Source organism: Bacillus sp. BS98 (assembly GCF_008432245.1).
GTDB classification, from domain to species: Bacteria; Bacillota; Bacilli; order Bacillales; family Bacillaceae_G; genus Bacillus_A; species Bacillus_A toyonensis.
Genome location: NZ_CP043830.1, coordinates 3292974 through 3316726, shown reverse-complemented (window position 1 = coordinate 3316726; position 23753 = coordinate 3292974). Strand labels below are relative to the sequence as shown.

Annotated in this window: 17 protein-coding genes and 1 pseudogene; 12 read left to right on the top strand and 6 right to left on the bottom strand. The window is 31.9% G+C overall.

Annotation, left to right across the window (positions count from 1 at the left end):
• Positions 1–142: 142 nt before the first annotated feature.
• The gene (colA, locus tag F0362_RS17160; RefSeq protein WP_149889907.1) at positions 143–3058 is read left to right on the top strand and encodes a collagenase ColA; all 2916 of its coding nucleotides are present in this window, start codon (positions 143–145) and stop codon (positions 3056–3058) included.
• 368 nt (positions 3059–3426) lie between these two features.
• On the opposite strand, the gene F0362_RS17155 is transcribed toward colA, so the two are convergent.
• Positions 3427–4680 carry an ATP-binding protein gene (locus F0362_RS17155; RefSeq protein WP_000513030.1) on the bottom strand — a complete coding sequence of 418 codons (1254 nt, stop codon included), beginning with the start codon at positions 4678–4680 and terminating at the stop codon, positions 3427–3429.
• A gap of 636 nt (positions 4681–5316) precedes the next feature.
• Between F0362_RS17155 and F0362_RS17150 the strand changes: the two genes are divergently transcribed.
• Positions 5317–5757: a hypothetical protein gene (locus F0362_RS17150; RefSeq protein WP_000773514.1), complete on the top strand. Its 441-nt coding sequence runs from the start codon at positions 5317–5319 to the stop codon at positions 5755–5757.
• 387 nt (positions 5758–6144) lie between these two features.
• Here the strand turns inward: F0362_RS17150 and F0362_RS17145 are convergent, their stop codons facing one another.
• A complete protein-coding gene (locus tag F0362_RS17145) occupies positions 6145–6498 on the bottom strand; it encodes a hypothetical protein (protein WP_149889906.1) in 354 nt (117 codons plus the stop codon).
• Positions 6499–7144: 646 nt separating this feature from the next.
• Between F0362_RS17145 and F0362_RS17140 the strand changes: the two genes are divergently transcribed.
• Positions 7145–7438 carry an ArsR/SmtB family transcription factor gene (locus tag F0362_RS17140; protein ID WP_000209596.1) on the top strand — a complete coding sequence of 98 codons (294 nt, stop codon included), beginning with the start codon at positions 7145–7147 and terminating at the stop codon, positions 7436–7438.
• Between the two features lie 509 nt (positions 7439–7947).
• On the top strand, positions 7948–11214 hold the full coding sequence (locus F0362_RS17135; protein WP_000044814.1) for a VaFE repeat-containing surface-anchored protein: 3267 nt from the start codon (positions 7948–7950) through the stop codon (positions 11212–11214).
• A 101-nt stretch (positions 11215–11315) separates the two neighbouring features.
• Here F0362_RS17135 and F0362_RS17130 read toward each other — a convergent pair whose 3' ends face one another.
• Positions 11316–11570, bottom strand: coding sequence for a SunI/YnzG family protein (locus tag F0362_RS17130; RefSeq protein WP_002104927.1), 255 nt, complete (start codon positions 11568–11570; stop codon positions 11316–11318).
• A 290-nt stretch (positions 11571–11860) separates the two neighbouring features.
• On the opposite strand from F0362_RS17130, the gene F0362_RS17125 reads away from it, so the two are divergent.
• Positions 11861–12604: a M15 family metallopeptidase gene (locus F0362_RS17125; protein WP_001220647.1), complete on the top strand. Its 744-nt coding sequence runs from the start codon at positions 11861–11863 to the stop codon at positions 12602–12604.
• A 303-nt stretch (positions 12605–12907) separates the two neighbouring features.
• Here F0362_RS17125 and F0362_RS17115 read toward each other — a convergent pair whose 3' ends face one another.
• A complete protein-coding gene (locus F0362_RS17115; protein ID WP_002104930.1) occupies positions 12908–13252 on the bottom strand; it encodes an ATP-binding cassette domain-containing protein in 345 nt (114 codons plus the stop codon).
• Between the two features lie 1020 nt (positions 13253–14272).
• Here F0362_RS17115 and F0362_RS17110 point away from each other — a divergent pair.
• Positions 14273–17002 (top strand): sensor domain-containing protein, encoded by a 2730-nt coding sequence (locus tag F0362_RS17110; RefSeq protein ID WP_001225483.1) that lies wholly within the window; start codon positions 14273–14275, stop codon positions 17000–17002.
• A gap of 152 nt (positions 17003–17154) precedes the next feature.
• Here F0362_RS17110 and F0362_RS17105 read toward each other — a convergent pair whose 3' ends face one another.
• Positions 17155–17799, bottom strand: coding sequence for a TetR/AcrR family transcriptional regulator (locus F0362_RS17105; RefSeq protein ID WP_000255295.1), 645 nt, complete (start codon positions 17797–17799; stop codon positions 17155–17157).
• Positions 17800–18530: 731 nt separating this feature from the next.
• Between F0362_RS17105 and F0362_RS17100 the strand changes: the two genes are divergently transcribed.
• Entirely contained in the window at positions 18531–19568 is a 1038-nt protein-coding gene (locus tag F0362_RS17100) for a glycosyl hydrolase family 18 protein (protein WP_000769449.1), read from the top strand.
• Between the two features lie 372 nt (positions 19569–19940).
• Here F0362_RS17100 and F0362_RS17095 read toward each other — a convergent pair whose 3' ends face one another.
• On the bottom strand, positions 19941–20444 hold the full coding sequence (locus F0362_RS17095; RefSeq protein WP_000636222.1) for a GNAT family N-acetyltransferase: 504 nt from the start codon (positions 20442–20444) through the stop codon (positions 19941–19943).
• A 255-nt stretch (positions 20445–20699) separates the two neighbouring features.
• On the opposite strand from F0362_RS17095, the gene F0362_RS17090 reads away from it, so the two are divergent.
• The 5 genes and pseudogenes from F0362_RS17090 (at position 20700) to F0362_RS17070 (ending at position 23736) form a co-directional block, all read left to right on the top strand.
• Positions 20700–21098: a DUF2871 family protein gene (locus F0362_RS17090; RefSeq protein ID WP_000737890.1), complete on the top strand. Its 399-nt coding sequence runs from the start codon at positions 20700–20702 to the stop codon at positions 21096–21098.
• Positions 21099–21227: 129 nt separating this feature from the next.
• Positions 21228–22619 carry an FAD-binding oxidoreductase gene (locus F0362_RS17085; RefSeq protein WP_000406565.1) on the top strand — a complete coding sequence of 464 codons (1392 nt, stop codon included), beginning with the start codon at positions 21228–21230 and terminating at the stop codon, positions 22617–22619.
• 50 nt (positions 22620–22669) lie between these two features.
• Positions 22670–22798, top strand: a pseudogene (locus F0362_RS17080) (transporter); the annotation flags it as partial.
• Positions 22799–22837: 39 nt separating this feature from the next.
• On the top strand, positions 22838–23185 hold the full coding sequence (locus F0362_RS17075; RefSeq protein WP_001172067.1) for a DUF4260 domain-containing protein: 348 nt from the start codon (positions 22838–22840) through the stop codon (positions 23183–23185).
• Between the two features lie 23 nt (positions 23186–23208).
• Complete coding sequence (locus F0362_RS17070; protein WP_000813515.1) at positions 23209–23736, top strand: GrpB family protein; 528 nt, start codon at positions 23209–23211, stop codon at positions 23734–23736.
• Positions 23737–23753: the final 17 nt, after the last annotated feature.

The following is a 23753-nucleotide window of genomic DNA, read 5'->3' as shown; positions in this document are numbered from 1 at the left end:
AATCGCATGGAGAGTCAAGCGTTAATTTTACTATGAATGGATACATATGTGAACGTTACCTTATTTTTTCTCAATACAGAAAAAAAGTCAGAATAGTAAGATATTAGTGTAGGAAACTAAAAAATGTAAGGTAGGGGAGAGTATGAAAGGCTATTCAAAAAAAGTTTTAGTAGGGGTAAGTTTTGCTAGTTTACTGTTAGGGAGTTTTCAAGGGAGCATATCGGCGGAAAATACTAAGGAAGAGCAAGTTTCTTATCGAAATGTGCTCAAAATGGAGCCAGTTGGTGTACAATTGCCAGTGCAAGAATTAGCTCATTCATCAAAAGTGCTAGAAAATAAGTCTTTTGAAAAAAGGCTACAATTTGCTGATTTATCGCAAAGACCGCCAGAAGTCAAAAAAGAAAGTAAACAATTAGCTGTAGCGAAAACTTATACAATTGCTGAATTAAATCAATTAAGCAATCAGCAATTAGTAGATTTACTTGTAACAATCGACTGGGAGCAAATTACGGGGTTATTTCAGTTTAATAAAGACAGTCTAGCATTCTATCAAAATGATAGTAGGATGCAGGCGATTATTGATAAATTAAAGCAGCAAGGGCAAACTTATACGCAAGATGATTCAAAAGGGATTGAGACATTAGTAGAGGTATTGCGATCCGGGTTTTATTTAGGATTTTATAATACAGAATTAAGTAAACTGAATGAACGAAGCTATCATGATAAATGCTTACCTGCATTAAAAACGATTGCGAGCAACCCGAATTTTAAGCTCGGTACATTAGAACAAAATAGAGTTGTATCATCATACGGAAAATTAATAGGAAACGCTTCGAGTGATGTGGAAACGATAACATCGGCTGCGAAGATTTTTAAACAATATAATGATAGTTTTTCTACATTGGTAGATAATCTTTCAGCTGGAAATGCGATTTACGATATTATGCAAGGTGTGGATTACGATATTCAATCATATTTGTACGATACGAGAAAAGTACCGAAAGATACAGTATGGTATCAGAAAATAGATAGTTATATTAATGAGCTAAGTCGTTTTGCATTAATGGGAACGATTACAGCGAAAAACGGATGGCTTATTAACAATGGCATTTATTATACAGGTAGACTCGGTACGTTCCATAGTACAGGGACGAAAGGGTTACAAGTTGTAACAGATGCGATGAATATATACCCGTACTTAGGGGAGCAATATTTCGTAGCAGCTGAGCAAATCGCGACAAATTATGGCGGAAAAGATGCAAATGGAAATATGGTTAATTTAGATCAAATACGAGAAGATGGTAAGAAAAAATATTTACCGAAAACGTATACGTTTGATGATGGTGCAATTGTTTTAAAAGCTGGAGATAAAGTGACTGAGGAAAAAGTAAAACGTCTATATTGGGCAGCGAAAGAAGTGAAGGCACAATTCCATCGTACCGTTGAAAGTGACCAGCCATTAGAAAAAGGGAATCCAGATGATGTATTGACGATGGTTATTTATAATAGTCCAGCAGAATATCAATTTAATCGTCAATTGTACGGGTATGAAACGAATAATGGTGGTCTTTATATAGAAGGAACAGGTACATTCTTTACTTATGAACGTACACCACAAGAAAGTAGTTATAGTTTAGAAGAGTTATTCCGACATGAGTTCACGCATTATTTACAAGGTAGATATGAAGTGCCAGGACTATGGGGACAAGGTAAGATGTATGAAAATGAAAGATTATCTTGGTTTGAAGAAGGAAATGCTGAATTTTTTGCAGGAGCAACGAGAACGGATAATGTTGTACCGAGAAAGAGCATTATAGGAGGATTATCTTCAAATCCAGCAGAGCGTTATACGGCCGAGCGAACGTTAAATGCAAAGTATGGAACGTGGGATTTCTATAATTATTCCTTCGCTTTACAATCGTACATGTACAATAAGAGGTATGATATGTTTGATAAAGTTCATGACCTTATTAGGAAAAATGATGTGACAGCATATGATGCATATCGCTCTGCGTTAAGTAAAGATACGAATTTAAATAAAGAGTATCAAGACTATATGCAAATGTTAGTTGATAATCGTGATAAATATAATGTTCCGTTAGTATCAGAGGATTATTTAGCAACGCACGCATCGAAACCAGTTTCAGATATTGCAGCAGAAATTACGGCGGAAGCAAATGTAAAAAATGTATCTGTACAGAAAAATAAATCACAGTTCTTTAATACATTTACACTACAAGGAACATATACAGGTACTGCTGCAAAAGGAGAATATGAAGACTGGAAAACAATTACACAAAAGGTGAATGATACGTTAAAACGTTTAAGTACAAAAGAATGGACAGGCTATAAAACAGTAACAGCTTATTTTGTGAATTATCGTGTGAATGCATCAGGACAATTTGAGTATGACGTTGTGTTCCATGGTATGAATACAGAAGAAGGAGCTGTGAATAAAGCGCCGGTCGCAGTTATAAATGGTCCGTATAGCGGAAATGTGAACGAAGCAATCTCTTTTAAAAGCGATGGTTCAAAAGATGAAGATGGAAAAATCGCTTCTTATAAATGGGAGTTTGGAGACGGTACTGTAAGTAATGAACAAAACTCAACGCACATTTATACAAAAGAAGGAACATATACAGCGAAATTAACAGTAACAGACGATAAGGGAGCAACTAATACTGCTACAACGAGTGTGACAGTTAAAAAGAAAGAAGATAACAGTGTAGAAAAAGAGCCAAACAATTCATTCCAAACCGCAAATAAACTGCAGTTGAATCAAATTTTACGTGCTAGTTTAGGAAATGGTGATACAAGTGATTTCTTTGAAATAAATGTAGAAACAGCTAAAAACCTTCAAATCAATGTAACGAAAGAAAATAATATTGGAGTAAACTGGGTTCTTTATTCAGAAGCAGATTTAAATAATTATGTTACGTATGCCCAGCAACAAGGAAATCAACTAGTAGGTAGCTACTATACGTATCCAGGGAAATATTATTTACATGTGTATCAGTATGGTGGGGGAACAGGGAATTATACGGTAGAAGTGAAGTAGTAAAAGGGAAATTGTTTTTTCGATGAATAGCAAAAAGATCTATGCTTTTAATGAAAAAACAACTGTAGACAATGACTCTAATGGCATTAACAGATTAAGTGTCGAGAGATCTTATATTTAAATTAAACAAATCTGAACAGTAAATGAGATGAAATCGATAAATTATTAGTTCATCAAAATGTAAGAAAAGTAGTGAATTTTAAGTACGTTTAATTAAAGGATCAGAGTTTATCTGTTTTTACAGATAAACTCTGATCCTTATTATTTGAAAGTAAGATAATTGATACGTAAGGTAGCGGGATTTTTAAAATTCATTTATTTAAAAAGTTAAGTAGAAAATTTTTATCATCTAAATAACTTTCATTACATTAGCAGGGGATACTAATAGAAAAGCGTGTCCCTTTACCTAATTCACTCTCTATCTCTATATCTCCGTTTAATTCTTTAATAATACTGTAAGCAATCATAGTACCAAGTCCAGTCCCTTTTTCTGTTGTTGAATAAAACGGCAAAGCAATTCGTTTTATTTGTTGAGATGACATTCCAACACCTGAATCAATAATATCAACTATAATATTACCTTTTATTTTTTGTATATTTATTTGTAATACTCCACCATTTTTCATAGCCTCAATTCCGTTTTGTATGATGTTGTTTAGACAGAGTCTGAATTTTTCGGGGTCCCCATTTATATAAAAGGAATCTGTACTATTTTGTTTTATGTCAACTTTGTATGATAGAGCGAGTGGTGAAATAGTTTCTTTCACCTGATTTAATATGTAATTAATATCTATTTTCTCTTTTAGGGTGTTCTTTGGTTTGGTTAAAGATAAATAGTTATTGATAGTAGATTGTATTTGCTGCATTTCAATTAACATGATTTCTAAGTACTGATCCTGAGATAGCTTAGAGGCATGTTTTTCATTTAATAATTGAGTGAATCCATGAACCGTGGTTAGTGGATTGTGGATTTCGTGTGCAATTGACGCCGCTAGTTCGCTAGCTATATAAAATTTTTCAGCCCGTTGCAGTTTTTCTTTCATTTTATATTTCTCAATCATTCCCTCTATTAAATAAACTGATAATAATAATGTGAAAATATTAATGATTATATAATTTAATAAAAATTCTATGAGAGTAGCGTCTATTTTACCTCCTGTATTTATTTGAGTTACAATACCGCAGATAGAAAGTGAAGCTGTACATACTAAAATAAGGAGTAAGCTTAATAATATCTTTTTTTCTTTAAAATGCATAGGTAATAAGTAACGGAAGAGCATTGTTATACCAGAAATAATTGTAAAGATAATAAATGATGGAAGAACGCCATTTCCACCTAAGTAAAAGCGATAAGAAAGATATAAAATTCCTATAAGAACAATGTTTTTTGTATTTCCATACAGAAAAACTAATATGATAGGAATAAAACGTAAATCATAAATAAAGCCAGCGTGTAAATGAAAAGGAAAAGTCATACAAAAAATAATAGCAATAGAGGAGAGAGTAGAAATTAACATATTATTACATGTTATTTTTTCTCTAAATTCTAGCCAAAATACGTGATAGCTAAGGATACAAATTATTATAATAAAGGTATTTAATAAGAGAGTAGAAATTCCCATAGTTTTGCATCTCCGATAGTTTGTAAGTAGGATTATGTATAAGTTGGACCTAGATGTTTAGTATTAGTAGACTTTCTATCTAAAAAAGGAAGGGTACTTGAAAAAATGTTATTATATTACTCGTATTAGAATTGATGAGGAAGATAGAAAAAATAATAGATAAAAAATCTACTTGAATTTATGTACATATGAAATTAGAAAATAACTTTTGTATAGATAAAATTGGGATTGAATTACTGGTAAAATAATGGGTTTCTGAGTGTGAATATTCTGTGAAAACAATATATATGACGACCATTGTTTTGTAGCTTTCGTTATATTAACATGGAATTTACCGAATTACAAAGTGAAAATTTAAAATTTTTTTATTCATATAATTTATATGAAATGAAAACACTGTTCACTCGAGTATTGTGGTAATGAATCGTATACATTTTGTGTGAAAAAACCTTTGAAATTAACATGTTCTTTTTTATAAAACATAATACTGTAGCTTTATCTATGTGAGTTACTCAATAAATATTAATACGTAAAGTTATTATATGTATATTTAAGGATATGAATTATTACATAAAAACGCACTTAAAAAAGAATGTATGATGGTAATAGAATACAAACATCAAGGGGGAACTTAAAATGAAGTTAAATAAACTAGTGCTTAGTTGTGGAGTGATTTCGGCATTAACACTTGGTGTGTTAGGGAATAATACTTATGCTGAAGAAGTGCACAAAACGAATGATGCAATTAATATAGTTGAACACGTTCCTGCAGACATATTATTAACTCAAACAATGGATTATAGTGGAGAGGCTGTCACTTCTTTTGTATATAATGGGAGTACTGATTTAAGCTTCTTTATGAAAAATAATGGCCAAAATACAATGGGGTATAGTGTAAAAGGCCCAAATACGGAGTTAATTGTTGGTGGTTATATAAAACCTGGAGAACAACAAATTAATGTTACAAATGTACGGAATGCTTTATCTCCATTACCGATTGGAACATATAAAATTTACGTTTCAAATGATGATGGTTCTAAGGGACAATTCCAAGTTGCAGTAAGATCTATGAATTAAATTTAAAAAAACTTGTTTATGAGCTGATTTAATTTTTACCTTCTGGAAAGAGATGATATTGACCCGAGAGTCCCCCATAAAAGTAAAAACGAGCATCCTTATGTAATTGTGAGAGGGTGCTCGTTTTTTGTTATGAAACAGAAAAGAATTACTTCCAACCACTTATAAAGACATTTTGATATTTTCTTCGCTAATCTACTAGTTTGTGTAAACGAGAGAATATCCATTATGAAAGATTTCAAAATAAAGGTGACTTAACATGCAGCTAAATTATATTGGGAAATAGAAAAACCACTCTTATAGGAGTGGTTTCTAATCATTATTTTTAGGCTATACATTTAAAATTAGGCTAAGTTATAGAAATAATAAATATTTTATTCGTTGTTATTATTTTGGTTCTGGATAATGATTGTAGTATGAGATTCTAATAAATTCTTGGTAGACATTTGTTAATTTAGCATTTCTAAGAGTATCGTTGAATTTTTGCATACGTACACTACCTTGAGCGTAGCCCCCACCAGGAGTATAAGGATTTCTAGCTTCAAAGTCATCCATAAATACTTTTAATTTTTTATAGTCTTGAGATTGATAGAAAGCCGCGGCCTCTTCAGGAGTGACATCAAAGTAAGAGGATGATGTTGAGTTATAAGAAGCTGCTTGAGCAGTAGGTGCCTCTAGCATAGTTGTAGCTCCACCGAACATAGTAAGCGCCATAGAAGATACAATAATTTTTTTGAACATAATAAAACCTCCATGTAGAATATTTGGATTAATAGCAACCCTGTAATCATTATAGTTACAATGAAAATGGTTATCAAATGCAATGTTGCATAATTTATTCTTTGAATGAGAAGTTCCCCTTATATCTAAATGGAGGAGTGTAATAAGGAATTAATAGATTAAAAGAGGGGTACATATTATTCGAGGTAACAAGAAAATGAAATGAAAAGGCTATTTTTTAATTGGGGAAAGTTAAAAGTCCCTGTTATTAAAGAGAGGGACTTTCACAAAGGAATGAGAATTAACAGCTGAAGGTATCGTTATTGGGAATTTAATTTCGTTTATTTGTGTTGAGAAATAAATAGTATAAGTTGTATAAGGCGAAATGAAGGAAGATTTCTTATAGATTTTTCGCTTAACAAAGTATGTTAAACCTTGCTCAAAATCATGTAATAGACTATGAAATAATCTTTCTAAAATATAGTTTGGCTGAAAATTAGAGGACATTAATTCAATGAAGTAGTAATTACTGTTTTTCAGGATAGGGGTCTTTTTTTTATTTAATAAAGAGAATATATTTTCTCAACAGGACAAATGGTAATCATCTATAAGTACTACTTATAAGGATAATAGGAAAATAGAAATAAATAATAAAGGAGAATGTGAAATGACAACATTACTATCTAATAGAAATCGAGTTAAAATCAGTGAAGAAGATGTAGATGTATTAAAGGTAATGGCACATCCCGTTCGATTACAAATTGTAAATGAATTAATGCACCATAAAATGTGTAATGTTACACAGTTAACGAAAATATTAAAACTCCCGCAATCCACTGTTTCACAGCATCTATCAAAATTAAAGGGAACCGTACTCCGTGCAGAAAGACGAGGATTAGAGATGCATTATTATATTGATAATGCTAAGGCCCGCCAGATTATAGGGATTTTAGGTTTTTAGGTTCATACTACGTAAAAAGTTTCCTCATATAAAATAGGGAACTTTTTTTGTTGAACAAATTGTACATATTTATAAATAAAATGGAAAGAAGTAAACTAGTAATTTAAATAGTGGCCTCTTTTAAAGATAATTAAATATGCCAAAATATATGATTACAAAGCGAAACTTTTGATGCCTTTTTTTATTTATTAGGTAAAAGCAATTGGGTGGATTTTCTTACAGTAATGGTTGGATAAAATAGAAGATTACTAACTTGAACAAAAGAACTACTAGTTACATATTTAACATACATATTTATCTGGTTAATTGCAGTCGTGTTTTGGAATCTGTATATAGTAAACTCATTTAAAAACTTGAAAAATATTAAAATGTGTAAATTTTATGACTATTTAGCCAATTTTGTTTAATATTTGTAATTTGTTGTTTTATAATGATAATCGGGTTGCTCGTGAATGTTTTAGATATTGCGATATATACTCAGATAAATTTATTTTAGGGAGGTTTCAGAATTGAGTAAGAGAGTTATTATAAGAGTTTTTACATTATTATCAGTACTGGCATTATTCCTTAATGTGTTTTTACCAAGGGCTAGTGCAGAAGTTATGACGCATGAAAAATATTCAATGGACTGGAGTTATAGTAATAGTCTAGGTAAGTACATTCGAACTGAAATTATTAAAAATTCAAGTGGTCAAATTGCTTATTGCTTAACTCTTGGATTAAAATCACCAAATGGTGAAGATCTTCCTGAAATGGGGAAAACAGATAATGTAGTATATAAGGTCTTATTAAATGGTTTCCCACAAAAAAGTACTGAACAGCTGGGAGTAGCTAATAAAAATGAAGCGCATTATGCAACTCAGCTTGCGGTCTGGAATGCATTAGGACAACTTGATGTAAATGAATTAAAACATGAGAATAAAAATGTTGAAAAAGCAGCTAAGGCTATTATTAGTAATGCTAATAATAGTGAAGAGACGCAAGATATTTTTATGAATGTGATTCCTGCTGAAAAGCAAAAAGCAGAATTAAAGGGTGAGTTCTTTGAAACGAATCTATACACAGTGCAAACAAATGCTAAGAGTGGTTCTTATAAGGTAGTAGCGAAAAATGCCCCTAATGGAGTTAAAATTGTTAGTGAAAATGGTGAAGTGAGAGATCAGCTTTCAGTTGGGGAAAAATTCCGTATCCAAATTCCTAAGAACACAAAAACAGGTGAATTTAATTTAAGTGTTGCTGCTAATTTAACTAAAGTTCAAGCAATTGCTTACCGCGGCACGGATACTGTTCAGAATGCTACAGTATTATTAGAAAGAAATGAAGAAAAGCTTAGTGGTGATCTTGCAGTAAATTGGGAAGCAACTGGTTCTTTAAAAATTAAAAAGGTTGGAGAAAATGGGGAAGTTCTAGCTGGTGCAGTATTTGAAGTCTTTAATGCAAATAATGAATCAGTTGGAAAAATCACGACTGGTGCTGATGGTACTGCAGAATTAAATAACCTACAAATTGGTACATATACAGTAAAAGAAATTAAAGCACCAACAGGTTATGTTTCAGGTGATAAACCACAAACTATTGAAGTTAAAACAGGGGAAACAGGAGCTGTTCAAGTAGTAAACAATAAAGTAAAAGGTAACATCGAAATTAAAAAACTTAGTGATTCAGGAAAGGTTTTACCAAATGTTGAATTCACAGTCTTCACTGAAGATGGAAAAGAAGTGAAAAAAGTAGTAACAAAAGAAAATGGAATTGCAAACGTTGAAGGTCTTACGTATGGTAAGTATTATTTCTTAGAGACAAAAACACTTAATGGATATATTGAAAATAAAACAAAGTATCCTTTTGAAATTAAAGAGCACAATAAAACACTTACTTTTACAGTGGAAAATACCGAAGTAAAAGGTAGTGTAAAATTACTTAAAGTAGATAATGAAGATATCAGCAAAAAATTAGAAGGTGCAGTATTCGAGTTAAAAGATGCAAGTGGGAAAGTTATTGGTGAATATAAGACAGATAAAAATGGTGAAGTTAACGTCAAAAATTTAGCATATGGTAAATATTCATTTGTAGAAAAGGCTTCTCCAAATGGTTATGTTCTTATTAAAGAACCAATTGTGTTCGAAATAAAGGAACATGGGAAAATTATTGAGTTATTAGCAGTTAATCATCTTATCAAAGGTGATCTAGAAATTACAAAAGTTGATGTAGCTGATGGAAACAACAAACTTCCAAATGCAGAGTTTACTATTTATAATGAAGCAGGAAAAGAAGTAGTAAAAGGAAAAACAGACGATAAAGGTATCGCGAAGTTTGAAAAGTTACCATTTGGAAAATACACATATAAAGAAACTGTTGCACCAAAAGGTTATGTATTGAATGAAGAAACGTTCTCTTTTGAGATCAAAGAGAATGGTCAAATCATTAAACATATTGTCAAAGATGAAAAGATTCCTTCAATAAAAACAACAGCTACTGATAAAACTGATGACACAAAAGAAATGCACACTTCTAAGTCTGTAACAATCCAAGATAAAGTGGAATACAAAGACCTACAAGTAGGTAAAGAGTACACTTTAAAAGGTAAATTAATGGATAAAAAGACTAATAAACCATTAGTTGTAAATGGTAAAGAAGTAACTGCTGAAACTAAGTTTACATCAAAAGAAGCAAACGGATCTATCACACTAGATTTCACTTTTGATGCAACTGGTTTAGAAGAAAAGGAAGTAGTAGTATTCGAAGAGTTACTGAAAGACGGAAAAGTTGTTACGACACATACTGATATCAATGATAAAGGTCAAACAGTTAAGTTCGTTAAGCCATTAGTAAAAACAACTGCTACAAACAAAGCTGATGGTGGAAAAGAGATTCATGCAAAGGATGCTATCACTATCCAAGATAAAGTGGAGTATACTAACTTAGTTGTTGGTAAAGAGTACACTGTAAAAGGGAAATTAATGAACAAAGCTATTAACGAACCATTATTAATTGGTGGTAAAGAAGTAACAGCTGAGACTAAATTTATTGCAAAAGAAAAGAATGGTTTTGTAACATTAGACTTTATTTTCGTTGGTGCTGAGCAGCAAGGAAGAGAAGTAGTCGTGTTTGAAGACTTGTTACATGAAGGTCAAGTAATAGCAACTCACGCTGACATTAACGATGTAGGTCAAACAGTTCGATTTGTAGAGCCTTCTATTAAAACGACAGCTACAAACAAAGCTGATGGTTCTAAAGAGTTAGATGCTTCTAAATCTGTAACAATCCAAGATAAAGTGGAATACAAAGACTTAATCGTAGGTAAAGAGTACGTTGTAAAAGGCAAACTAATGGATAAAGCAACAAAAAAACCATTAGTAGTTGATGGTAAAGAAGTAACAGTAGAATCTAAATTTACAGCAAAAGAAAAAAATGGTTCTATCACACTAGATTTCACATTTAATGCTTCTGCATTACAAGGTAAAGAAGTGGTAGTGTTTGAAGAATTGTATCAAGATAATGTCTTGGTAGCTATACATGTTGACATCGAAGATAAGGGGCAAACAGTGAAATTTAAAGAAGTAAAACCGGAACAACCAAAACCTAATCAACCAAAACCAGATCAGCCGCATCCAGATAAAAGCATTCCAACACCAGAACAACAAAAAGCAGAAAAGACATTAAAATCAGGAATATTACCAGTTACAGGTGGAGATTTATCCATGTGGATCTCAATGGGCGTTGGCCTTTTATTATTAGCTCTTGGAACTGTATTATTTATCAAACGTAGAAACGCATAATAACTATATCATTTTTACAAAGAAGGTCTTCTAATAATTAGAAGACCTTTCATTTTTGAACTTAACTCGGATTTTGTTTGAGTCAGTTTGGACATTCGATTTTAAGCGTGAATAGCATTTAAAATCGAAAATTTATTCGTAGTAAATAATACATAATTTTGTTTTACCGTTTTAATTAAAATACGATCCGTTGTACCATATGCTGTTCCAATACGAATCACATTTGATTCTTCAACGCCAGCATAGGTAGAATCTTCGATAACCTCAATCACATCACCTAATGGAATCGTAACCTTCGCCAACTGCCATGAAATAATTAACTCTTCCTTTGTTTTTTTTACATGAATACCTAGCATCATACCAAGACCTTTCTATAATAGAATGCTACACTTTTCATCTTATTATACAAATTTTCAGATTGTTTTTCTATATGTAGGAATAGAATGGATTTTATATATTGGAATCTTAAGAGTGGCAAAGAAATAGGAAGATATACTGTCATTTGTGGCAAAGAAATAGGAAGATATACTGTCATTTTAGTAAGGAATACTGTATGAAGAAAAGTTCACGTCAAATTAATATGGATTTGATATGGTTCAAGTATGATGAACGAGAAACAGTAAGCGTGTTAGGAAGGAAATGAATAATGAGAATTAAATTAGTAGGGATTTTCACTTGTATGATTGTGATACTAGGTGTCTTTATCGTTTACACCAATCAATCTATTGGTAAAGAACCAGAAAAGACAAATTATGAAACTCGTGAAAACTCCATAAATAATGAGAATAATAGTAAGCAAAATGGGACTTCAAATAAGATAGCAAGTTCTTTTGCTAGTATACAGGCTGTAGTAAATAAGGAATATGGATTGCCCGAAGACTATAAGCCAAAGGATTTAGTAGTACCGAATGTACCATTCTCATTTAGTGGAACGGTAGAAAAGAGTTATCTGCGTAAAGAAGCAGCTGAAGCGCTAGAAAAGTTATTCCTTCTAGCTAAGCAAGAGGGGATCCAGTTGAATGCTGTTTCAGGGTTTCGTTCCTATGAATATCAAAAAACTCTGTATGCCAACAATGTTAAAAAGAAAGGACAAGAGCATACGGATCGTTTCTCGGCAAAGCCTGGACATAGTGAACATCAAACAGGATTAACGATGGACGTTTCATCTAAAAGTGCAAATAATGAACTAGAGCTAGCGTTTGCGAACACGAAGGAAGGCAAATGGTTGAAAGAAAATGCGCATCGTGCAGGATTTATCATTCGTTATTCTAAGGGGAAGGAAAGTATTACAGGTTATGCATATGAACCTTGGCATATTCGCTATGTAGGACATATTGCTGAAAATATATATAAGAAAAACCTGACTTTAGAAGAATATATGAATCTGTGAAAATAGAATTGAAAAGTTAAACTGTATTTAATGTTTAAGAATCCTACTTTTCTTATTAAAAGGCCTAATTTCTCAATGTATTATAGAGAAACTAGGCCTTTTTCATCATTTTATCAAAGTATTTTTCAGTTAATGATTCGATGTACTGATTATATTTTCAAGTGTTCGCTTTGAGCTACATAGATATAGTTTTTGTTGCAACTGTTTGTTGAAATACCTTATCATGCTCAACAATAACCATTGTGGGATTAAATTGTTGAATAAGCTCTTCAATCTGCATACGCGAATAGATATCTATAAAATTTAGTGGTTCGTCCCATATATATAAATGAGTTTTTTATAGAATATTTCACGTAGAAATTCCCGATCTTCTGCTTGGGGACAAATTTCTTCAAGGATTTCATGAGTAAGTTTGTTCTTATCTGCAACAGGATAGGGGAAGTAATTGAATTCTACTGAAGCAAGGATTTTCCCACTATACTCATAATTCCCTAACAATAAATTAAAGAATGTCGTTTTACCTCGTCCGTTTCTACCGATAAATCTCAGTTTCCAATCCGTATCTATTTGGAAGTTTACACCTTCAAAAATAGTATCAAAGCTACGTGGGTATGAAAAAGTTAAGTCTTGGACTTTTATCATTGACATAATAATTCCTCCTTTATATATCGAAACGTTTCATATAAAGGAGGAACATCCATCCATTTTTTAATTCCTCTATATAAGTTTGATGGATATTAACGACTTATATAGAGCATTACATGTGTAATAATAGTGTCTGAAGTACTCATTTTTTTCGCTCCTTTATTTGTTAGGTGTATGTAACAATTAATAAGTTTCAACTAACATAAAACGGGAATAAAAAAATCCCCCAATTTGTAATCGGAGAGATTAGTCTTTCGTCTATAATTAATAAGTACTTATTAATTATTTGAATCATGACAAATAAAGTATGAACTGAATTTTAAAAATGGATAGACTAACCCTATATTTTATAGTTTGAAGTTATAAAATTCAACTTAAAATATAAATTAGTTAATCATTATTCATCCATCATTCCTTTCATAATTCTATTTTTAAAGTAACATTCTTTTTTGAGATGCAATATCAGAATCAGCTTCACCTAATCCTAAATCATTTATAATTCTTTGAGTAAGGAAATAAAACATTACCTTCTTTTTATAAATATCGTATTATTGTTCAATATTTCATGCCTTTTGTCCATTAAAAGGGGAGAGATTTGAAATTGACATCAATCTTGGTTGTAACTATAATAGTTACAGTTAGTTTCGTAAATTAATTCGAATTTCCATGTTAATGATAGTATATTTTCATTTCTTTTAAGTGTGATAGTTAGCAACTAAATATAATCCAATAGAGGATTATATTCTATCTCATATTTAAAGAGTAGTTAAGTTGTACCATCCAAATTTACTATGCACAACACTTAAAAAACTACATTTTTCAACTTATCCTTTTTGGAATCCTCGGTATTAAAAATTGTAAACATATACAAAAAATTAACAAGACTGTTGTATGTAGAAAGAAATCTTTTAAAAAGGTCATAATATGGATAATAGGTGGCACACATTTTAATTAGTAGGAGTTGTGCCACTATCAAGACATTTTTTAATAAAAGTATAGAAAAAACTCAAGAAGGTGAGTCCATTGCGTAAACATGCATATGTGCAATTTTATGTATTGATATTGGCTTTAATAGCTTATATAAGCTTTTGCTTTATATTTTTATTTGTTTTTCCGAATCATTATTTCGTATCAGATTTTAATATCCGACTATCATCTTTAGTCATTGAAACTACTGTGTTTATCTCATTACTGTATTCTATATTAGCTAGAAAAATTAAGTTAGAAGTATTCTGGGTTTGCATTATTATTGCAATAGGGTGTTTCTTGATAGGGAATTTCATATCCGCTTTTCAAGTACTTAATGTGGAATTGCCAATACAAAATTTTAATATCTCTGATGTATTTTTGTTGTTTTTCTTATTTTTCTTTCTCTTTGCGTTCTTTTATAAAATCATGATGGAATGTAACAAGTGGGAGAAAGCGTATTTACTTTGTGATTTATGTATTGTTGTTACTGCTATTTTTACATTAGAGTGGTACCTATTTAATAAACCTTCTGCAAATATCTTATTTTTATCAATTGGAGATGTTTTTCTCTCATTTATTTTTCCGATTTTAGATTTATTGCTTCTATTACTTGGAGTTACCCTAATCTTTCGACCAGCTATTTTCAATACAAAAAGTAAATTGTTTATTTTTATCCTAGTATTAACCGGATTGGCTATTACGGACTACTTGTATTTTTATTTACAAGACGATTTATCAGATCGTTCAGTTATATTATTAAGGTGTTTGTATAGAGTTTTCCTATTATTTATCGCTATTGCTGCTACAATTCCAAAGAATGCATCTTCTAAAAGAAATTATTTTATTATTAATCCGACATTTGGAAAGAAAATTCTTGTCATTTTCCCTTATCTTGCAGTTACAGTTTTAATTGGCTTTACTTTGAAAGAGCAAACTTCTTCATCTACACTGATTATGGGAAATTGTATTGCTTTTGTATTTGTACTGATTCGTCATACAATCGTACGAATGCAAAACAAAGATTTAACTGAAACATTAAAAGTGTTTAATAATCAATTAGAACAAACAGTATCTCAAAGAACAATGGATTTAATAAACAAATCTAATGATTTGGTAAAAAATCAAGAGAGATTTAAGTCACTATATGAGTATCATCCGGATCCTATATTAACGATTGATTCAAATGGTACCGTATTAAATATAAACCAGGCTGGAAGTATGTTATTAGGAAAAGACAGTGCTGTATTAATAGGGAAAGAGTGCTTCTCTATTTTTTTAGATGAGGATAAATCTGAATTGGAATCGGCTATAAAAAAAGGAAAACGATGTAGTTCATCTTCGTTACAGTTACGTGTGAAAAATAACAATGAGAAGGATATACTCTTTTGGTATGTCACTATAGTTCCTATTATGATAGAAGGACAAACCTTTGGGAGTTATGTAATGGTAAAAGACATAACGAGGATGAAACAACAGCAGGATGAGATAAATTATCTTGCATTCCATGATACGGTGACGGAGATTGGAAATCGTATATTCTTCCAGCAGGAATTAGAAAAATCTATTAAGCGTGCACAAAAAACACAGGATAAGCTTGGGCTCTTGTATATTGATTTGAATCGCTTTAAGACTATTAATGATACACTGGGTCATTCGATTGGTGACAGGGTTTTAAAAGAAGTTGCCAACCGTTTTAGGACATGTCTGTCACCGACTATTCCTCTAGCAAGAATAGGGGGAGATGAGTTTGCGATCATTATCCATAACCAAACAGAGCAACAGCTATTGGATTTGTGTGAAACTTTATTTCGTATAACTGAAGAACCATTTGTAGTAAATCAGCATAGTTTTTACTTATCTCTTAGTATAGGAATAGCAGTGTATCCGTTTGGAGGAATAAATACTACTACACTTTTACAACATGCTGATATTGCTATGTATAGTGCAAAGGAAAAAGGTAACAATGCTGTTTGTATGTATGACGAGACATTATCTCGAAAAATAACCCGTCGATTACGATTAGAACAGGATTTACCAAATGCAATTGAAAATAATGAGTTGTTTTTATTGTATCAACCACAGATTGATAGTAAGGCAGGTAAGGTTATTGGTTCAGAGGCTTTACTACGTTGGCAACATCCAAAGCTCGGGCTGATTTCTCCTTTTGAGTTTATACCTATCGCAGAAGAAACGTCGCAGATTATTTCAATTGGGAAATGGACATTACAGAAAGCGTGTCGACAGCTGAAAGAATGGCATTCTGCGGGCTATTCAAATCTAAAGATGGGGATAAATTTATCAGCTATAGAGTTTGAACAGAAAGACTTTGTCCAAATAATTATATCGACCATAGAAGAAATAGGAGTACCTGCTAGTTCTATTGATTTGGAATTAACAGAGCGAATAGCAATGGTAGATGAAAAAGAAACTTTATCGAAGTTAAAAGCATTAAAATCATATGGTGTACATTTATCAATTGACGATTTTGGTACAGGTTATTCTTCATTAGCGTATCTGCCACTGTATCCAATTGATACTTTGAAAATTCCGAGAGAATTTGTTAATAGGATCGAAACTTCTACTGATGGAGATGAAATTATACAAACCATTGTTTCACTAGCGCATACTTTAAATATGAAAGTGATAGCAGAAGGGGTGGAAACGAAGGGACAGTTAACAGTGTTACAACAAAATGCATGCTATCTAATTCAGGGCTATTATTACAGTAAACCTGTAAATGAAGATGAGTTTCTCATGTTTTTAAACACGATGTGGAATGAATAAGTGAGAACTCCGTATATGTGAAGTAAAGTGAAAAGAAGTTCTATCTATATTGAGTAGAACTTCTTTTTTATACTTATTTATCAATAGATAATTAGTTAGACCTTCAACCTAAAATATAAATAGCTTTTCTAAATGTGAAGAAGCCTAGATAGTTATCTGTGAGAAACAGAAGTAATTAAAAAGTTAATTAAAGTTTGTAACAGTTCATCAGAGCAGTCAATACTTTCTTTTTCATACACATCACTTCTCGTAGCCATTCGATATAAGGTACCCAATAAGATATGGGTAATGGTTAAGGCAAGTAATCGAGGATCTATATCTTTACGGAATGAACCATCTTGTATTCCTTCTTCGATTAATTCTTGTAATGTGAATAAAGCTTGCCCTGTAATAGATGTATATTTTTCTTCTAACTCTGGTGTAGGATACGATTTAGAATACAATTGATCAAACAAGCCTATGAAGCGGAATTGGGAGGAGTTTGTTTGATATTGATGACTAATAAATTTAAACATAGATTCCATCTTTTCGAAAGCGTTAGTTCCGTTTTGTACTTCTTCTTTTTCAGCTTCTAGTAACTCTGTTAAGATTCGGATTTGAATATTAAATAAAATTTCATGAATGGATTTATAGTATTTGTAAAGGGTAACTCTACTAATTTTTGCTTTATTAACGATATCCACAATAGTGATATCCATTAATCCCTTTTCTAAGGCCAACTCCAATGCAACATCTAAAATTTGTATTCTTCTAGCATTACGCATCTGTTCTAATTCTTGTTTCCGTGTTGAGACCATTAATTTGCACTCCATATTGTAAATAGTTTTTATTTATTAATATTACTCACCATTTTAATATGAAATAAATTACAAATCAATATTAGTCATATGGTAATCAGGTTATATAAAAACATATAGTATCAGTTTATATTATTACCTTACTAAACAAATTGCTTATTTAGTAACGAGTTTGTGATTTTGGTTTTTGTGCGTATGTTCGTTTTAGTGTTCAAATTCTCAGCTGCGTCTGTATTTACTAATGTAAAAACTATACCTTCTTTTAAACTGAAAGTACTTGCTAAGTAATGTTTGTTATTTCCTGAATTTTTTCATTCAACAAGTTCCTTAGAGCTTTTGTATAGTGTACAAACTATCATTTTTAGAGAGGATAAAGGTATTAACATCGTGTAAATACCCTAGCGATTTGAATTATATATGTGTGTTAACACGTTGTAACTATCTTTTTGTGAAATTCTTAATTTTAAGCAAGATTATATATCTGGTCTAGAATTTTTAGTATTGTCTATTGCACACAATAAAAATGAGTGTTGACATTAAAAATACTTAGGGTTACTATTTGTTTGTGGTGTTTACACGGTGTAAACACTTGGAGTGATGAAGGGAGAGAATTTTTCAGTTGAGGTAATTTACTATAGAGTAATTTATATTGTATCTATATAATCTTTTTATAAAGATAATCAGATTTATATTCGTGAATATATATTACTCAAAAAAGGAGAGATAGAAAAATGAAGTTAAAACCGTACATAATCGCTTTCAGCCTATCTGCAATTCTAGCATACAATACTATGTTAGTTTCTGCCGATAGCACAGAACAACCTATTGTTCTCGGGTATACCTTATATGGTACATCCACTGATTCTCTAAAGGTAACACAACCAGCAATGAATCAAGTATCAACAGATAACTTTTTCTTTTATGCAGATGGTACTGTGCAAGGGGAAGCACCTAAAGAAGTATTGTCCTATTCGCAAAAAAATAAAATAAAAATTTATGCAGCTTTATCTAACTTTAATAATGATATTAATTACTTTGACGAGAATTTAGCTCATAACGTTCTTTCTAATTCAGGGAAAAGAACAAAATTAATAAATCAAATATATAATATAGTTGTTAAATATAAGTATGATGGCGTAAATATTGATTTAGAAAATATTAAGCCAGAAGATCGGGACTTACTTACTACTTTTGTAAAAGAGACATCAAAAAAATTCCATGGTTCAGGTCATTCTGTTGTGGTATCGGTTCCTGCCAAGAATGAGGATGATCGTGAGAATACATGGACATGGCCATTTGATTATGCTCAATTAGGTGAAAATGTAGATTTTCTTCAAGTAATGACTTACGATGAACATGGTACATGGAGTCAACCAGGATCTACTATTAGTAAGCCATGGTTAGAAGAAAATCTAAATTACACTACTAGAGTGGTAGATAATAAAAAAATTATTATGGGTATCCCTGCATACGGAAATGATTGGGATTTGAGTGATAAAAGTAATAGCAAAATGCTTGCTTGGAAGGACACAAATGAACTTATTCAAAAAACAAATGCAAAACCGCGTCGTGATGGAGCGTCTGGTTCGATGGTGTTTACGTATACGGATAAAAATAATCATAAGCATGAAGTTTGGTATGAGGATGAAACAAGTATTAAACAAAAAACTCACTATACAATCACAAAGAATCTTGCAGGGGTTTCCGTTTATGCAATAGGACAGGAGAATAAACAATTCTGGACAGCAGTATCTAGTGGCTTAAAATAATTCCTGGACATAATAATAAATCATATTTATTTTATAGAAATTATAGGTTATACTAAAGTTAGGTGCAAAAATGCACTGTTTGAAAAAGAGTGAAAAACAAAAAGGAATCCGTAAAGGGTTCCTTTTTGTTTTTTTCAATGAAGTAATATTCTAATTATCCCTGTCTTTTTTATATGCAAATGAACTCACTCATTATAAATTTACAATGAATTTTGGGGAGATTTAGGAATTCTTGCAATAAAATATAGGACACCATTTTGGTTGTCTGCTCGTGGAACAAATGCCAGAAATACTTTTTAAGTAATTGGCTGTTCTTTTCCTTGCCAAAACCTTCAGTTATAGGAAGAGGTTCAATGAATTGCGTCTTAAGTATTATACGTTATACCCGAATAATTTTAAATCTTCTCCTGAGTCTGAAATTATCTTTTCGAACTGCAATCCTACTTTTTCTAAAAGCTTTCCTGAGGCGGTGTTATCTATTGAAGTAATTGCTACAATTCGTTTCAGTCCAAATTTTTGTACACCGTATTCGATTACCGCAGAAGCAGACTCGTGGCCATATCCTTTTGAACGGAATTTTTCTAAAAAGGCAAAGCCGATATCAACATCTTCTAATGAATCTCTTTTAATAAGACCGCACATGCCAAGTGGCGTGAGGTCTTCTTTTCTCTCTACTAAGTAAAGGCCAAATCCGAGTTTGTTATACATATCGACTGGTCCGTTTACGATATAATTTTTTGCGTCTTCTAAGTTTCTAACCCCTTTATCGCCAATAAACTGAATCCATGCAGGATCGTTTACTAATTCAAGAATAAACGGAGCATCTTTTATATCGAGCCAACGAAGAGTGAGTCGTTCAGTTTCAAGAACTATCAATCTATTGCACCACCTTTAAATGTTATAACAATTAGTATGGATTGCGTAATACAAAAGTGCAACATATTTTAATTACGCTCTACTTGTTCACATAAAGTTCGTTTGTTTTGTATAAAAGGATATTTTATAATTAGATTTGATTGTAAAGAGTGAGATGCTTATACAATAACTCCTAGGTGACTAGGAGTTTTTACTATATAACTATCATTATTACTAAATATGACACACTACACATTCTACTCAAGGAGGTATATAATGAAAAAATTATATAATGCATCGTTTACGTATTTAATTATCGGTTTATTGTCAGGAATATTTGCTAGGGAGTATGGGAAGTATAAAGGGATTTTAGGCTCTACTTTATTAAATCTTTTACATACACATACACTTGTACTTGGTTTTTTCTTCTTTTTAATTGCTTTAGGATTAGCAAAAGTATTCGCGTTTCATGAAGTGAAAGGATTTAATAAATGGTTTGTTTTACATAACATTGCATTAACTTTAATGTTAGGTTCGCTGGCAGCGAGAGGGCTTCTTCAATTAAATGGAGCGGATTTTAAAGAGTTAACGTATATTGTAGGTTTCTCTCATTCATTGATGGCAGTTACTTTAATTTGGTTTATGTTGTTAATAAAGAAGTCATATAAAATGTAGTTTAAAAAGAACTTGTAGCGAGTGCTACAAGTTCTTTTTTGTATGCTTAAAGTTAAAAAATCTCATTTTTCTAATTATTTTGTATAAAAATGGTATACTTATTTTAAAATTAAAAAAGGAGAGTTAGTTATGGAAATAACAATTGAGCATTTAGTAAATGAATTAAAGGATATACTTCCTGAAGAGCGAGTAGTAATAAATGAAACAGTAAGAGAGTTACATAGTAAAGATGAATCTTACCATACTAGTAGTTTACCTGATGTAGTTGTTTTTCCAAAAACGACCGAAGAGGTTAGCGGGATAATGAAAGTAGCGAGTGAGCATAAAAGATCTGTCGTTCCATTTGGGGTAGGCTCTAGTTTAGAAGGACATGTAATTCCGTATGAAAAGGGAATCACAATGGATTTTTCTCTTATGAATAAAATACTTGAAATAAGGGAGAAAGATTTTCTTGTGAGAGTACAGCCAGGAGTGACCCGCTCTCAGCTCAATAAAGAACTGAAGAAATACGGTTTGTTTTTTAGTGTAGACCCAGGAGCCGATGCAACGTTAGGTGGAATGGCTGCTACAAATGCAAGCGGAACGACAGCGGTTAAGTATGGCGTAATGCGTGATCAAGTTCGTGATTTAGAAGTGGTTCTAGCTGATGGAGGCATAATACATACGGGGAATTTAGCAGCGAAGTCATCATCAGGTTATCATTTAAATGGTATTTTCGTAGGTTCAGAAGGGACGCTTGGATGTTTTACAGAATTAACTTTAAAAGTATATGGTATACCAGAGCATGTTATGGCTGCCAGGGCATCGTTTCCAACTATAAATGATGCAGTAGAAGCTGTAATTAACATATTACAAGCAGGTATTCCAATCGCGAGAATTGAACTCGTTGATGAATTATCTATGAAACAAGTAAATCATTACAATGAAACAAGTTACAGAGAAGAACCGACGCTGTTTTTAGAGTTTCACGGCAATGAAGCAGGGTTAAAGCAAGATATTGAATTTACGAAAGAAATCGTTCTTGATCATAAATGTATAGAAATTGCGTTTGAGACGGAAACAGCAGCGAGAAATAAACTGTGGGATGCAAGACATAACTTAGCGTACTCTTACGTGCATAGTTATCCTGGTAAAAAGCTAATGAGTACAGACGTATGTGTGCCAATTTCGGAATTAGCTGGCGCAATTCAACATGCGAAAGAGGTATTAGATAAAGTAGGCCTTATTGGTGGTATTCTCGGTCATGTTGGGGATGGGAATTTCCATGTACTCTTAATGATTGACACAAATGATAAAGAGGAAGTGAAGAAGGCAGACGAAATAAACGAAAGTATCGTTCTGTATGCTCTTAAACGAGGAGGAACGTGTACAGGAGAACATGGCGTTGGAATCGGAAAACGAAAGTATCAAGAAGAAGAACATGGGGCGGCATTATTTGTAATGGAGAAAATAAAGAAAGCTCTTGATCCGCAAAATATTTTGAATCCGAATAAGGTGTTTCAATTAAAAGATAGGGGCTGAGTGGATGAAAATACTAGAAGCGATAAGTAATATAGCTGGAAAGTATTTTGCATTTTGGACCGGCTGCTGCACTCCCAAGTGTATTAGCGGCAGTATGGCATAACATTGCAGGGCCAATATTAGCGACAGTTTGGTCAAAAATACAAAGGGAAAATTTATCAATAAATATAGAAAAATAAGAGATAAGCATTTCATTTGAAATAGAGGAATGATAAATAATGCAAAAACGTATTGTACATTTTGAAGGAATGGTTGTATTTTTAGCCACGATTTATATGTATTCGATATATGAATTTAGTTGGATTATATTTTTTGTATTCCTTTTAGCGCCGGATTTATCCATGTTAGCGTATGGGATCAATAATCACGTTGGTGCTAACATTTATAATTTATTTCACACATATATCATATCGATATTAATTGTTATCATAGGTGTTTATTTTAAGATAGATATAGTTATTATGATTGGTTTAATATGGATAGCACATATTGGAATGGATCGAATGTTTGGATATGGGTTGAAATATGAGACGGATTTTAAGGATACTCATATTCAACGTTTATAATTTATTTTGAGAAGAGGGATACGTTGAAGCAGAGAATTGCTATCGAAGAATATGATGTCAAATGGGAAAGTGAATTTAATAAAATACACACTCTTATTAACAATGTAATGGAAGACAGCATTGTATCTATTGAACATGTTGGGAGTACATCTGTTAAAGGGCTTGCATCAAAACCAATATTAGATATTGATGTTGTAATAGAAGAGTACGAAATTTTTCATGAGGTAGTAAAAAAACTGGAGAAGATAGGGTACTATCATCAGTTAGAATGGAGCTTTAAAGGAAGAGAAGCGTTTGGAAGAAAGGATGCGTTCGTTCCATGGAACGAGGGAAATACAGTTTGGATGGAACATCATTTATATGTGTGTGATAAAAATAGTGAAGAGTTGAGAAGGCATATAGCGTTTCGAGATTACCTGCGTGAACATACTGAAGTAGCTAATGAGTATGGAAACTTGAAGGAAGAGTTAGCAAGAGAGTCGAAAAATCGATCGAGCTATGGCGAAGGTAAAACAGCATTTATTACAAATATATTTGGAAAAATAAACTAAGGTCGCATTAAGTACAT

Coding starts and splice junctions, on each gene's coding strand:
- F0362_RS17100 (WP_000769449.1), top strand. CDS start 18,531: ATGAAGTTAAAACCGTACATAATCGCTTTCAGCCTATCTGCAATTCTA.
- F0362_RS17105 (WP_000255295.1), bottom strand. CDS start 17,799: ATGGTCTCAACACGGAAACAAGAATTAGAACAGATGCGTAATGCTAGA.
- F0362_RS17075 (WP_001172067.1), top strand. CDS start 22,838: ATGCAAAAACGTATTGTACATTTTGAAGGAATGGTTGTATTTTTAGCC.
- F0362_RS17145 (WP_149889906.1), bottom strand. CDS start 6,498: ATGTTCAAAAAAATTATTGTATCTTCTATGGCGCTTACTATGTTCGGT.
- F0362_RS17115 (WP_002104930.1), bottom strand. CDS start 13,252: ATGTCAATGATAAAAGTCCAAGACTTAACTTTTTCATACCCACGTAGC.
- F0362_RS17155 (WP_000513030.1), bottom strand. CDS start 4,680: ATGGGAATTTCTACTCTCTTATTAAATACCTTTATTATAATAATTTGT.
- F0362_RS17150 (WP_000773514.1), top strand. CDS start 5,317: ATGAAGTTAAATAAACTAGTGCTTAGTTGTGGAGTGATTTCGGCATTA.
- F0362_RS17125 (WP_001220647.1), top strand. CDS start 11,861: ATGAGAATTAAATTAGTAGGGATTTTCACTTGTATGATTGTGATACTA.
- F0362_RS17140 (WP_000209596.1), top strand. CDS start 7,145: ATGACAACATTACTATCTAATAGAAATCGAGTTAAAATCAGTGAAGAA.
- F0362_RS17130 (WP_002104927.1), bottom strand. CDS start 11,570: ATGCTAGGTATTCATGTAAAAAAAACAAAGGAAGAGTTAATTATTTCA.
- colA (WP_149889907.1), top strand. CDS start 143: ATGAAAGGCTATTCAAAAAAAGTTTTAGTAGGGGTAAGTTTTGCTAGT.
- F0362_RS17090 (WP_000737890.1), top strand. CDS start 20,700: ATGAAAAAATTATATAATGCATCGTTTACGTATTTAATTATCGGTTTA.
- F0362_RS17085 (WP_000406565.1), top strand. CDS start 21,228: ATGGAAATAACAATTGAGCATTTAGTAAATGAATTAAAGGATATACTT.